This is a genomic window from Bacillus sp. ISL-47, from assembly GCF_018613175.1.
Classification (GTDB): Bacteria; Bacillota; Bacilli; order Bacillales; family Cytobacillaceae; genus Cytobacillus.
Map to the genome: position 1 here is coordinate 1 of NZ_JAGGQS010000035.1, position 12,609 is coordinate 12,609.

At 42.5% G+C, this 12,609-nt stretch carries 12 protein-coding genes and 1 riboswitch; of the genes, 6 read left to right on the forward strand and 6 right to left on the reverse strand.

Annotated features, from left to right (window positions below):
- Positions 1-166 precede the first annotated feature (166 nt).
- The gene (locus tag J7I93_RS11990; protein ID WP_214726098.1) at positions 167-691 is read left to right on the forward strand and encodes a D-glycero-alpha-D-manno-heptose-1,7-bisphosphate 7-phosphatase; all 525 of its coding nucleotides are present in this window, start codon (positions 167-169) and stop codon (positions 689-691) included.
- 64 nt (positions 692-755) lie between these two features.
- On the opposite strand, the gene J7I93_RS11995 is transcribed toward J7I93_RS11990, so the two are convergent.
- Positions 756-956: an alpha/beta-type small acid-soluble spore protein gene (locus J7I93_RS11995; RefSeq protein ID WP_144543346.1), complete on the reverse strand. Its 201-nt coding sequence runs from the start codon at positions 954-956 to the stop codon at positions 756-758.
- 159 nt (positions 957-1,115) lie between these two features.
- Here J7I93_RS11995 and J7I93_RS12000 point away from each other — a divergent pair, with 159 nt between their 5' ends.
- The gene (locus J7I93_RS12000) at positions 1,116-2,027 is read left to right on the forward strand and encodes a TIGR01777 family oxidoreductase (protein ID WP_214726099.1); all 912 of its coding nucleotides are present in this window, start codon (positions 1,116-1,118) and stop codon (positions 2,025-2,027) included.
- A gap of 157 nt (positions 2,028-2,184) precedes the next feature.
- Here J7I93_RS12000 and J7I93_RS12005 read toward each other — a convergent pair whose 3' ends face one another.
- The 4 genes from J7I93_RS12005 to J7I93_RS12020 are packed head-to-tail and all read right to left on the reverse strand — an operon-like array spanning position 2,185 to position 5,832.
- Complete coding sequence (locus J7I93_RS12005) at positions 2,185-2,964, reverse strand: energy-coupling factor transporter transmembrane component T family protein (RefSeq protein WP_214726100.1); 780 nt, start codon at positions 2,962-2,964, stop codon at positions 2,185-2,187.
- Positions 2,951-4,645 carry an ABC transporter ATP-binding protein gene (locus J7I93_RS12010; protein ID WP_214726101.1) on the reverse strand — a complete coding sequence of 565 codons (1,695 nt, stop codon included), beginning with the start codon at positions 4,643-4,645 and terminating at the stop codon, positions 2,951-2,953. The genes J7I93_RS12005 and J7I93_RS12010 overlap by 14 nt, the downstream gene beginning before the upstream one ends.
- On the reverse strand, positions 4,629-5,225 hold the full coding sequence (locus J7I93_RS12015; RefSeq protein ID WP_214726102.1) for an ECF transporter S component: 597 nt from the start codon (positions 5,223-5,225) through the stop codon (positions 4,629-4,631). Before J7I93_RS12015 ends, J7I93_RS12010 begins: the two co-directional genes overlap by 17 nt.
- On the reverse strand, positions 5,218-5,832 hold the full coding sequence (locus J7I93_RS12020) for a YkoF family thiamine/hydroxymethylpyrimidine-binding protein (RefSeq protein ID WP_214726103.1): 615 nt from the start codon (positions 5,830-5,832) through the stop codon (positions 5,218-5,220). The genes J7I93_RS12015 and J7I93_RS12020 overlap by 8 nt, the downstream gene beginning before the upstream one ends.
- A gap of 262 nt (positions 5,833-6,094) precedes the next feature.
- Positions 6,095-6,195: riboswitch (TPP riboswitch) on the reverse strand.
- Between the two features lie 227 nt (positions 6,196-6,422).
- Between J7I93_RS12020 and J7I93_RS12025 the strand changes: the two genes are divergently transcribed.
- From J7I93_RS12025 to J7I93_RS12040, 4 genes are all read left to right on the forward strand, one after another.
- On the forward strand, positions 6,423-7,289 hold the full coding sequence (locus J7I93_RS12025; RefSeq protein ID WP_214726104.1) for a Cof-type HAD-IIB family hydrolase: 867 nt from the start codon (positions 6,423-6,425) through the stop codon (positions 7,287-7,289).
- A 446-nt stretch (positions 7,290-7,735) separates the two neighbouring features.
- Positions 7,736-9,253 carry a coproporphyrinogen III oxidase gene (locus tag J7I93_RS12030; protein ID WP_214726105.1) on the forward strand — a complete coding sequence of 506 codons (1,518 nt, stop codon included), beginning with the start codon at positions 7,736-7,738 and terminating at the stop codon, positions 9,251-9,253.
- A gap of 140 nt (positions 9,254-9,393) precedes the next feature.
- Positions 9,394-11,019 (forward strand): long-chain fatty acid--CoA ligase, encoded by a 1,626-nt coding sequence (locus J7I93_RS12035; RefSeq protein ID WP_214726106.1) that lies wholly within the window; start codon positions 9,394-9,396, stop codon positions 11,017-11,019.
- A 150-nt stretch (positions 11,020-11,169) separates the two neighbouring features.
- Entirely contained in the window at positions 11,170-11,961 is a 792-nt protein-coding gene (locus J7I93_RS12040; protein ID WP_214726107.1) for an enoyl-CoA hydratase, read from the forward strand.
- Between the two features lie 297 nt (positions 11,962-12,258).
- Here J7I93_RS12040 and J7I93_RS12045 read toward each other — a convergent pair whose 3' ends face one another.
- A complete protein-coding gene (locus J7I93_RS12045; RefSeq protein WP_214726108.1) occupies positions 12,259-12,444 on the reverse strand; it encodes a YhzD family protein in 186 nt (61 codons plus the stop codon).
- Positions 12,445-12,609: the final 165 nt, after the last annotated feature.

Sequence of the window (12,609 nt, forward strand, 5' to 3'; positions counted from 1 at the left end):
GTACGGTGGTGTGAGAGGTCGGGGGTTAGTCACCCCCTCCTACTCGATTTAGGCTGTTATCCAATTACTTCAGTTAAATCTTTTTCAACGGCATTTCTCTGTAATAAAGGTACTTTGAATTGGGTACCTTTATGATAGACGTTGGAAATAGGAAAGAGGGAGAAAAATGGGAAAAGCAGTTTTTCTCGACCGGGACGGTGTCTTAAATGAGGTTTTATCTGACAGGGTTAAATTTGTAAACAAGCCGGAACAGTTATTTTTGCTTGAAGGCGCAGCTGAAGCAGTTGCAGAATTGACAAAAGCAGGTTATGAGATTTTTGTCGTGACCAATCAGGGCGGCGTCGGACTGGGATACTTAAAAGAAAAAGAATTAATGAGAATCCATGATAGGCTGCAGGAGCTAATTGCAGAAAAAGGCGGCCATATAAAGGAAGTAGCTTATTGTCCGCATAAACCAAAAGCGGGTTGTGAATGCCGGAAGCCAAATGCAGGTATGCTGCTGGATCTAGCAGAAACATATAATCTTGATCTTGCGAGCAGCATTATGGTTGGCGATCACGAGCGAGATATTGAAGCAGGTAAGAAGGCAGGCTGTAAAACAGTTTTCATTGGTTCAGATCCGACAAAAGCTGATCTTCAGGCAAATTCACTGTTTGAGGCAGTAGAAGATATTTTGGAAATGCTTAATTAAGAGAATAAAAGCCGCTTCGCAGATTGCTGAAGCGGCATTTTATTTTTCGATAATTGCCTATAAACTAGCGTGCTCCGCCAAGCTGCTGTTCAGCCATTTGGACAAGGCGCTTTGTAATTTCTCCGCCTACTGATCCATTTGCTCTTGAAGATGTTTCCGGGCCAAGGTTCACACCGAATTCTGTTGCGATTTCATACTTCATTTGATCAATTGCCTGACTGACTCCTGATACTAAAAGCTGATTAGAATTGTTGCTTCTTGCCATGTAAATCATCTCCTTTGGTGTAGTTTTCTTGATTGTTACAATCATAGCTTCAGAAAGTGAATAAAAATTTATTCATAGGTCCAATTGGTAATTAAAGGTATTTTGACTGCCGGCAAGTTTGTTATACTTTTTCATAGGGAGCATAAAGGGGGAAAGGAAATGAGTAAAAGGATTGTGCTTGCGGGAGGAAGCGGTTTTTTAGGCCAAGCTCTTGCTGACCATGTAAAAAAAAGGGGCTATACTGCTGTGATTTTGACCAGAGGCAGTTCTGCTGAAAAGAACGGGATTACATATGTACATTGGGATGGCAGAACGCTGGAGGATTCTTGGGTTCGTGAAATCGAAGGCAGTTATGCCATCGTCAATTTTACAGGAAAAAGTGTTAATTGCCTGTATACAAAAAAGAATCGGGAAGAAATCCTTGCTTCAAGATTGGATTCAGTCAGGATTTTAAAGGAAGCTGTTAGGGAAAGTTCAGCGCCGCCGCAGGTATTTGTTCAGGCTGGTTCTCTTGCGGTATTTGGAGATACCACCGATGTATGTGATGAGGATGCAGCTCATGGTGATGGATTTTCAGTTTCCGTTTGCCAGCAATGGGAGGAGGCCTTTTTTAATGACACACTGCCGAAAACAAGGCAAGTCATGCTGCGAATCGGATTTGCGCTCGGAAAAGACGGCGGGGCACTTGGTCCGCTGCAAATGCTGGCCCGTTATGGACTTGGCGGTACGATTGGGTCCGGCCGCCAATATATCAGTTGGCTGCACATGGACGACCTGAACGCTATGTTTATGGCATCCATCGAAAATGAGAACTATGAAGGTATTTATAATGCTACTGGAACGGCCCCTGTTACCAATAAAGAATTCATGAGGGTATTGCGCAAGGTCATGAATAAAAGCTGGGCTCCGCCTGCACCTGCACCATTAGTAAAACTGGGTGCGTATACGATCATGAGGGCTGACCCCAGCCTGGCGCTGACAGGCCGGAACTGCATTCCGAAGAAACTGCTCGAGCACGGATTTAACTTTAAGTTTACAAATCTGGAAGCAGCTTTGCGGGATATTATTTAAATGGGAAAACAGACGTGCTTGGGCGGCACGTCTGTTTTTCTAGGGAGGGGATAGTCCTTTATGTGCGTTTATAGCCTTAAGATACTCTTTCAGTGTCTTACATGAAATTTTACCAGCATCTAAACTCTGTTTAACCGCACATATATTCAACATACCCTCACAGCTCACCGTTATACAGCTGCAAATAGCCAAGCTTCCAGGAGGTGTATGCACTTAATAAAACCGCTGCCACCATAATAACGGAAAATGCCAAGTCTTTCCACGTGACGGTGATTTTATGATAGAATTGCCTGTTCTTATCGCCGGTAAAACCTTTCGATTCCATTGCCATGGCTGTTCTTTCTGCTTTGCGTATGGCCCCGGCAAGGAGAGGGACTGCATATCTTTTAAGCTCAGCTAGTTTTTCGGAAAAAGACCTTGCTTTACCTACTCCCCTTATCCGGTGAGCACTTCTGATAATCTCAAATTCTTCTTTTATTAATGGCAGAAATCGATAGCCAGCCATAATGCCATATGCAAGCTTCGGTGAAAGCCGGCATTGCTGCATTAAACTGAGCAGAAACTCTGTTGGCTTTGTGGTTAAAATAAACAAAAGGGACAGCGATGTAAAGCTTAACACGCGCAGCCCAAGTGAGAGGGCACGCTGAAAGCCTTCCTCAGTTAATGTTAAGATGCCCCAAGTCCATAGGATGGTTTCTCCTTGATCTGTCCTTGAAAAAAGAACAGCTGACCAGATGTATATGAATGCCATAAATAAGAAAGGCGAGAATAACAACAGCCACTTCTTAATTGACACCCTTCCAAGTATGAGTGTAGTACTCGCTGTTATTATCAGGGTGAGCAAGGGTGTGAGCGGATCAAAAAAGATAGATAAAATTAGTACGCAAATCACTACAGTGAGCGCTTTTATACTGGGATTAATGTCATGTAAGAGCATAATCTCCACTCCCCGTACGGATATCGTTCTTGAACTTTTCATAGTATGGAAGCTGAAGGGAGGCCTGCTTCATTATTTCCTGTTTGTTCCATAGGTCATCTGGCGTTCCCTCATAAATCATTTCTCCATTTGAAAGAATAATCACTTTATGTGCATAGGACTGGATTAGATCCATATCATGGGTGACCATAATGACGGATCCTCCATCGTGTATCTTCTCCTCTAAAAGAGCCATAAGTTCACGTGCAGTATTGGCATCCTGTCCAAATGTAGGCTCATCAAGCAGCAGCAAATCCTGCTTATTCACAAGCATGGTTGCAACACTTAACCGCCGTTTTTGCCCTTGGCTTAAGGAAAAAGGGTGAAGATGTGCCTGCTGATGTAAACGAACCTGCTTCAGTATAGTTTTAGCTGTTTCATTTATTTCCGCTTCTTCCATCTCCATAACTTTTAGGCTGAAAACAATTTCTTCAAACACAGAATCTGTAATAAACTGATGTTCCGGATTCTGGAAAATGTAGCCCATTTTCTGCCTCAATTCATTCTCCTTCCATTGGGGGAGAGAACGTCCAAGAAAGGAAATCTCCCCGGAGGAACCCCAATTTAATCTGGAGAGAAGTCTGGAAAGTGTGGTTTTACCGGATCCATTCGGTCCTGCTATTGCAATAAATTCCCCCTTTTTAACAGAAAAACTAATATCTTTTAACAGTTCATTTCCGCCTTTGCTAAAAGAAAGTCTTTGGACTTCAAGAATACTTTGATCCGCTAAGCCAGTTAAGACATTTTTCTTTTTTTCAAAAAGCCGAACTGCTGAATCAGGGTCTGCTAATCCCTTAATTAGTTCATTTTGGTTTAGCGGAAGGGCGGACCCGGAGTAAAATCCGGCTTTCTTTGCTATAAGGCCAGCTCTTACTGTGCTTGGCAGCCAGATTCCTTCTGACTGAAGCTCCTCTGCATAATCAGTAAAGCAGGCATCCGGCTTGCCATTAAATAAAATTTCGCCTCCTCGGTTCAAAACCAGACAGCGGTCAATTTGATCAATCCACTCATCCAGTTTGTGTTCAATGATCAGCAGTGTAAGTGAAAGCTTAGTTCTAAGCTTCTTGATGATGCTGGCAAGCTCGCTGCTTGAGGCAGGATCCAGATTTGCTGTCGGTTCATCAAGGATCAGGATCTCCGGTTCCAATGACAAAACACATGCCAAAGCCAGCTTCTGCTTTTGCCCTCCTGAGAGGGTGTGAATCCTAGCATGTTTATATGGGAGAAGGTTGACAAGTTCAAGTGCATGATCAATCTTTGGCCCAATATCCTCAGGAGGAATATTCATGTTTTCCAGTCCGAACGCCAGTTCATCCTCGACGGTTACCATACAAAACTGGCTTTCAGGATCCTGAAATACCATTCCAATGCTTCTATTAATCTCACCTGGTCTGAATGCGCTCAGCCATTTTCCCTTAAAAGAGACCAATCCTTCAAGATGGCCATCTACAGCCTCGGGGTACAATTTATTTAGGCAAAGTGCAAGTGTACTTTTTCCGCAGCCGCTGGGCCCGAGAATAAGAACTGCCTCCTCAGGAAAAAGGTTTAAATTCACACCATTAAAAACAGGGTTTTTCTCTTCTTCATGCCTAAAAGTAAGCTGCTTTGTCTTTAGAATAGCCTCGTTAAGCCGTAATTCCATTGTCCGGTTTTCCCCTTTTCCGTTCCTTGCCGATCGGGAAGCTGCTCAATGCACCTGTTTTTGCCAGACTTTCACTCAGCCATTTTCCGAGTAAACCTGCCAGTAAAGCGCCGCTTGCTAGCCGGACGAAAAACATGGCTGTCACATAACCTGGTGAAAGTGCAGCATAGCCTGAAATAAAATAACCCCATATAAAGCTTGTGACAGATGAGCCCATACCTGCCGCGATTAAAATCCAAGTGCGGTAATTACTCCATTTTGCAGCCGCAAAAACAGCTTCTGCGCCAATTCCTTGTATCATGCCCGAAATGATAAGGCGTGGACCGACGGCATTGCCAATCATGACCTCGACCGTTGCGGCAATGGTTTCCGATAAAAAGGCAGCCCCGGGCTTTCTGATAATATAGGCAGCAATAATCGAAACGATAAACCAGATTCCAAAGATAATATCATAGCCAATCAAGCCGAACATCCCAAAAAGTACGTTCCCGAATTGAAGAAAAACGAGATAAACCACCGCAAACACAACAGCCAAAACAGAAAGGACGATCACTTCACGAAGCTTCCATTTTTCAAGCATATGATTCAGCCCCCTTATTGGAAGGGCTGTTCGCAGACATATTAACTGTCATAACAATATGGGTGGAATCACTTTTTTTACATCCCTCGAATGCATCTTCAAGCGTTTTAAAAACAGCATGTGCATCTCCATCAAGTCTTGAAGCATAATGGACACCTTTTGAAAAAGTGCCCTGTGATTTTGCCAGCTCCACCTGGTCCATTATGACATCCATATATGTAGGGATTCCCATTGGATAAAGGGCAAATTGGGCGGCAACTTTCTGAAGGATACTTGAAGACTTTTCCTTATTTGCTCTCTCTTCATTTTCAGCTAGGTAGGCATCGCCTGCCGTATCTCCAGGACAGCCGTTTGAAAAAGTGCCATTGAAAACAACATGGTCGCCATGCTTGGCTGCTTCCAGGTAAATGGCTTTTACAACATCAAAGACATGAATGGAACGGCCGCGCACACATGTGCTGACATCATCAGTTTCCATCCATACCTTGCTTGTGTCCACTTCATTCAGTGCCGATAAAATAATATCCACAAACCGGTCAGACATAGGATAAATAGAAAATCTGCACCCTGTAATCTCGCTTGTTCCACATAAGAAATTTTCTTGCATACTGTCATTCCTCCTAATTTTTTATAAAAATAGGCTCTGTTAATCTTGCCTGTTGATTTCCGCTCCACGCACTCAGCGAACCGCAGGCGGTCCGGAAGCCTCCTCGGCGTCTAGCGCTTGTGTGATCTCCCTATGACTCACTTCACCCGCAACAATCAACAAGGGGCTGAAATCAACATTTAGCTTTATCACAGCCTAAAAATAAAAAACTGCATTTCCATGAGGAAATGCAGTTGAATGTTATCAATACATAAAAAATGATAGCCGTTCACCTGCACTTCCCCACGCTGGTATTATCCAGATCGGGTCATAAGGGTCAGAACGGAATGTTCTTCTCAGCCAAAAGCTCCCCTAGTGCAAACTTGATATGCAGTTTTTATTTGACTCCATCTTAATACGCGAACATTGAATTGTAAATGGATAATTTATAATTCTTTGAATTAAACAGTCTCTCAAATTGAAGTAGTCATTGCCAATTCCTACAAGCTAAAGAAAAATGTTTGCATTGTCCATGTCATGTTCTAATCAATTGCATTTCTTCATAAAAGTGTAATAGGACAATTTTACACCGAGAATAGGGGGCAAAGTAGATGATATACCGAATGCTTGCTTTAAATATTGATGGAACACTTCTCCAATCAAATGGAAGACTTCATAAATCCACTAAAGAAGCGATTGAATATGTACAGCAAAAAGGAATTTATGTAACGCTTGTAACGTCAAGGAGCTTTCCTTCTGCAAAGAAAGTGGCGAAAGCGCTGAAACTTAATTCTTTGCTGGTCACACACAGAGGGGCTTATATTGCCGCTTCTCCGGAAAAACCAATTTTTGTAAAACGTATACAGGAAGATGAAACGTTTGAAATAGTGCGCCTGCTTGAAGGCTTCACATGTCAAATCAGGCTGGTGCACGAAAAATATTCCCTGGCAAACAAAACAAAACTAAATTCCAATATGCTTGCTAAAACAGTATTTACTACAGGAGATCCCATCTTTTACTCACAGCAATTTGTAGATTCATTGAGCGATACCATTTTGGATGAACCTGTCACACCTCCAAAAATCGAAGTCTACTTTGAAGATAAAGAGGACCTGCAAGATGCTCATGATTCTATTAAAGGCATGTTTCAAAACATCGACATCATAAAACTGAATGACCTTCGCATGGATATTGTTCCCGCAGGAGTATCCAAGGTGAACGGATTGCTTTATTTGGGAGAACATCTGGGAATCTCAAGAAACCAAATGGTCGTTATTGGCGACTCTATAGATGATCTGGAAATGATCGAAGCAGCCGGCCTCGGTGTGGCAATGGGCAATGCCCCGGCGGAAGTGAAAAAAGCTGCAGACTGGCTAACCCGATCCAATAACCAAAACGGAGTCAGCTATATGGTCAAAGAGCACTTCCGCAAACAGCAACCGATCGAATTCCTGAGGAAAATGAATCTATTAAAATAAAGCAAACAAAAGAGAGTGCGATTATGATAATCGGCTCTTTTTTGATGAAAATAAAATTGAGAAATTGACGCAAAAGCAAGAGCAATAAGGACGCAATGCAGGCTGGAGCGGGGAGATGATGCAAAAAGGAGAGAAAGACGCAAAGAGTCGTGAAAATAACGGAAAAAAGTGCCAGGAGGACGCAAGCCCATTTGGGCACGAAGCATAAAAGTAGCGGCACGACGCAAAAGCAGGATTCCGGCTTAACATATATCAATGCCACAAAATATAGCCATTAAGCAATTTACCAATCTAGTAGGAATCTTTTACCCTATATTGACCTCCTTTACCCGTTTCTGTACACTTAAAGAAGTTTGTCAGCAACAAAGAAAATCGACTTTTTAGCTGCCGTTAGCTAACAGAATGATGGCAGTTTTCATTATATTCTTTTTAAAAAGGTGATCGCTTTGAAAATTTCAATATTAGGTATACAGGATGAACGGTTTCATCGGCCGCTTCGGCTGATTGGAAATCTATTTTTCGAGGAGTGCGAAGTGGTTTTAGGAGAAGCTTTAGAAGCTGATTTAACGATTGGTTTTCGCCTGGAACAAGGTGCCAGCTTTAAGGCACGAGCAGAACTGACCGACAAAGAAGGCCAAAAAAGGCTGGCTGTTTTTGAAAAAGCATTCGTACCTGCTAAAACGGAGAAAGAGAATTTCAAACAAGTGAAAAATGCTGTTTCTCATGTATATTTGACAGTTCTGCAGAACTGGACAGGCATTACGCAAAAGTGGGGGATTTTAACTGGGGTTCGCCCTACGAAACTTCTTCATCGCGCAATGCAAAACAAGACGCCACAGCATGAAGTCCATCAGCAGCTGAAGGAAGAATATTTGATTACGGACGAAAAAATTCGGCTAATGCAGAATATCGTTGATAGGCAGCTGGCTGTTGTTCCGGATTTATATAACCTCCAAAATGAGGTCAGCATTTATATTGGAATTCCTTTTTGTCCGACAAAGTGTGCTTATTGCACGTTCCCGGCATATGCTATTAACGGCAGACAGGGGTCTGTGAACTCCTTCCTTGGCGGTCTGCATTATGAGATGCGTAAAATTGGTGAATGGCTGAAAGAAAATAATGTTAAAATTACGACTGTTTATTACGGCGGCGGGACACCAACAAGCATTACCGCGGATGAAATGGACATGCTTTATGAAGAAATGTACACGTCTTTCCCTGATGTACAAAATATCCGTGAGGTAACAGTGGAAGCTGGCCGTCCCGATACAATTACACCTGAAAAACTGGAAGTGCTGAAGAAATGGAATATTGACCGCATCAGCATCAATCCGCAATCTTATATCCAGGAAACGCTGAAGGCAATCGGCCGTCATCATACAGTGGAAGAAACAGTTGATAAATTTCACCTTGCCCGCAATATGGGGATGAACAATATTAATATGGATTTAATTATTGGTCTTCCCGGGGAAGGTGTATCCGAGTTTTCCCATACTCTGAATGAAACGGAGAAACTGATGCCGGAATCTTTAACTGTCCATACATTATCTTTTAAACGTGCATCTGAAATGACAAAAAATAAGCAAAAATATAAGGTTGCCGATCGGGAAGAAATCGAAAGAATGATGAAAATGGCGGAAAATTGGACGAACGATCATAACTATGAACCCTATTACTTGTACCGCCAGAAAAATATTCTCGGCAATCTTGAAAATGTCGGCTATGCACTTCCAAACCAGGAGAGCATCTATAATATTATGATCATGGAAGAACTGCAAACAATCATTGGCCTTGGTTGTGGAGCCTCAAGCAAATTCATTGATCCTCAAACAGGAAAAATAACTCATTTTGCCAATCCGAAAGACCCCAAGTCATATAATGACAGCTTCGAGCATTATGCTGACGAGAAATTGAAAATTTTAAATGAACTGTTTAATAAAAAACAAAGATCCCTGACTGAATAGGCAGGGATTTTTTGTATGTTTTTAGAAAATTTAGTTAAAAATTAAAGGACTTTATCTCAAATAAATAGAATGAAAGAAATAGGTATAACTGGTTATAAGCTAATATAAAATGAAAGCGTTTACAATAAGGAGGAGTAGCAATGATGATGCAAACACCTTTGACTATGACCCAGATGATTAAGAGGGCAGAACAGTATTTTCCAAAGAAAATGGTCGTATCCAGGACGTCCAGCGGAATTAAAAGATTTACATATAAAGAAATTGCAGAACGAACCCGCAAGCTCGCAGAAAGCCTGCAAAAGTTAGGGGTTGATAAAGGGGATAAGGTCGGAACGCTGGCCTGGAACCATCATCGCCATCTTGAGGCCTATTTTGCAATCCCATGCAGTGGAGCCGTCCTCCATACGATTAATATCCGCCTGTCGCCTCAGCATATTTCCTATATCATTAATCATGCTGAAGATAAGGTGCTGCTCATCGATCCCGACATTGTTCCGCTAATCGAGAAGGTGAAGGATGAACTCAAGTCCGTCAAGGCATATATTATTATGACCGACGACAAAGAATTGCCGGAAACATCGCTCTCCCCAGTTTACCATTATGAAAAATTGGTTGAAGAAGCAAGCGGAAATTATGAATATCCTGATGATTTGGATGAAAATTCAGCTGCAGGGATGTGCTATACCTCTGCTACAACCGGCAATCCAAAGGGTGTCGTATATTCACACCGGGGAATTGTCCTCCACAGCATGGCACTGGGAATGGCCGATAGTGCAGCTGTTAGCGAGAAGGACATCGCACTTCCTGTTGTCCCAATGTTTCATGTAAATGCCTGGGGGCTGCCATTTGCTGCTGTTTGGTTCGGGACGACACTCGTATTGCCTGGCCCTTACTTTACTCCAAAGCTGCTGGCTGAGCTCATCGAGTCAGAAAAAGTAACCATTACAGCCGGGGTGCCTACAATCTGGCTGGGCCTTTTAAAAGAGCTGGATGAAAACGAGTATGATATGAGTTCGCTCCGTTCGGTACTTTGCGGGGGATCTGCAGCTCCGAAAGGTATGATTAAAGCGTTTGAGCAAAAACATAAAATTCCTTTCATGCATGCCTATGGAATGACTGAAACAAGTCCGCTTGTAGTCATTTCGACTCTAAAAAGCTATCAGGAAGAGCTTTCTGCGGTGGAACAGCTTGATATTAAAGCCAGGCAGGGCATCCTTGTTCCAGGCTTGGAGATGAAAGTTGTCGGCAAGGATGGAGAAGCCGCATGGGATGGAAAGGAAATGGGCGAGCTTGCGATAAGAGGCCCCTGGATTGCATCCGAATATTACAAGGATGAACGGACAAATGAAGCGTTTCGCGATGGCTGGCTGTATACGGGTGATGTCGTGACAATAGATGAAGAAGGGTTTATGAAAATTGTTGACAGAACGAAGGACTTGATCAAAAGTGGAGGAGAATGGATATCCTCTGTGGATATAGAGAATACCTTAATGGCACACGAAGCTGTATTCGAAGCAGCAGTAGTTGCTGTGCCTCATGAGCAATGGCAGGAACGGCCGGTAGCATGTGTTGTCTTAAAAGAACCTTTTAAAGGCAAGACAATGAAAGAAGAATTATATGAATTCCTTAAACCGCAATTTGCGAAGTGGTGGCTTCCGGATGATATTTTGTTCCTTGAGGAAATCCCAAAGACTTCTGTTGGGAAATTTCTAAAGATGGCATTAAGGGATCAAGTTCAAAAAGAATATACAGGAAATACACAGTAACACATTAATTAAGGGCAGCATCCTTATTTTAGGTGCTGCCCTTTATCTATGAAAATAAATGACAAAATTTAAAATTTTTAGACATAATGCTTTTTAAATATAATAATACTCTTTATAATAAAAGAAACGAAGAAAAGGAGGGGAAGGATTTTGGCAATAGATTTTGTAACTGATACTGTCAATCTGCAAATCGAAGGGCGTGTTGCAGCCGTTGAGATGAACAGGCCGGAATCATTGAATGCATTAAATATTGAAATGCTAAAAGGTTTATTGGCGATAATGAAGGAAGTAAGCCATATGGATGAGGTAGATATCGTTGTCTTAAAAGGAAACGGCCGTGCATTTTCCTCAGGCGGAGATATTAAAACGATGCTCCTGGAAGCAAATGAAAGCGATTTCTCCTCGGTTATGGAATGTATCAATGAGCTGGTTGTAACCCTTTACAGCATGCCGAAGCTGACCATCAGTGCAGTTGCAGGGGCAGCAGCCGGCCTTGGCTTCAGTCTTGCATTAGCAACAGATTATATATTGGCAGAGAAATCCAGCAAACTGGCTATGAATTTTATTGGAATAGGATTAATCCCGGATGGAGGCTCTCATTTCTTCCTCCAGCAGCGTATAGGCGAGGATAAAGCCAAGCAATTAATCTGGGAAGGAAAAGCACTTTCTGCGGACGAAGCGCTGCAGATAGGCCTTATTCATGAAGTGGCTGAAGACGAATTACGCACCGCTGTTGAATCGAAGCTAAGCAAATGGCTTAACAGCCCAACAGAAGCCATGATCAAGACGAAGAAAATCCTTGCAGATAAAAACCGTCCTCTTTTACTAAAAGTACTGGAGCTTGAGAAACTCGGTCAGCATAAGATGAGACAAACCGAGGATCATCAGGAAGGTATCCAGGCCTTTATTGAAAAAAGGAAACCTGTCTTTAAAGGAAAGTAAATAGATTTTAAAGAAAGGCTCTGTTAAAGCTTATTGTTGTTGTTAGAAATCCTGTTGATTGGAGTGGAAGGCACTAATCCCGCGAAAATGCATGCGCATTTCCTTACGACGAGGTGTTTATACAAGGATGCTTATTCAAAGCCCTGCGGGAGTAGCGCTCCAAGGAAGACCCCGCAGGCGCACAGCGTCGAGGAGGCTCCCGGTAGCCCCGTGTTCGCTGAGTGCCTCGTGCTGAAATCAACAGCCAAATTTAATAGAGCCTAAAGAAAAAGCAAAGGGCAAGCGCCCTTTGCTTTTTTATCTATGAAACAAAATAAGTTTTCCTGCTGGAGAAGTGCAGCGGTGAGTTTTTTCATCCAAGCCCTTTTCCTTGAGCATTTTTTCTCCGAGACCCTTTGCGTCATCATCATTTGCTGCCTGGAAGGACTCTTCCAAAATCTTTTCCCCGTCCTGCTCAAAGGCAGTAAGTTTGTATGTTTTCATCTTCATTCCCCCTCTTTATTATAAAATTCAGATAGTTACTATTATTCTTGCATAATTTTTGTGAATGTGCAAAAGAAATTTATAAGCCAAAGCCTCGTCGGGCTGAAATGGGCTGAAGGGCAATTACAGGAGTCAATAGCTCCCATTGAAGCAGAGAAAACAAGC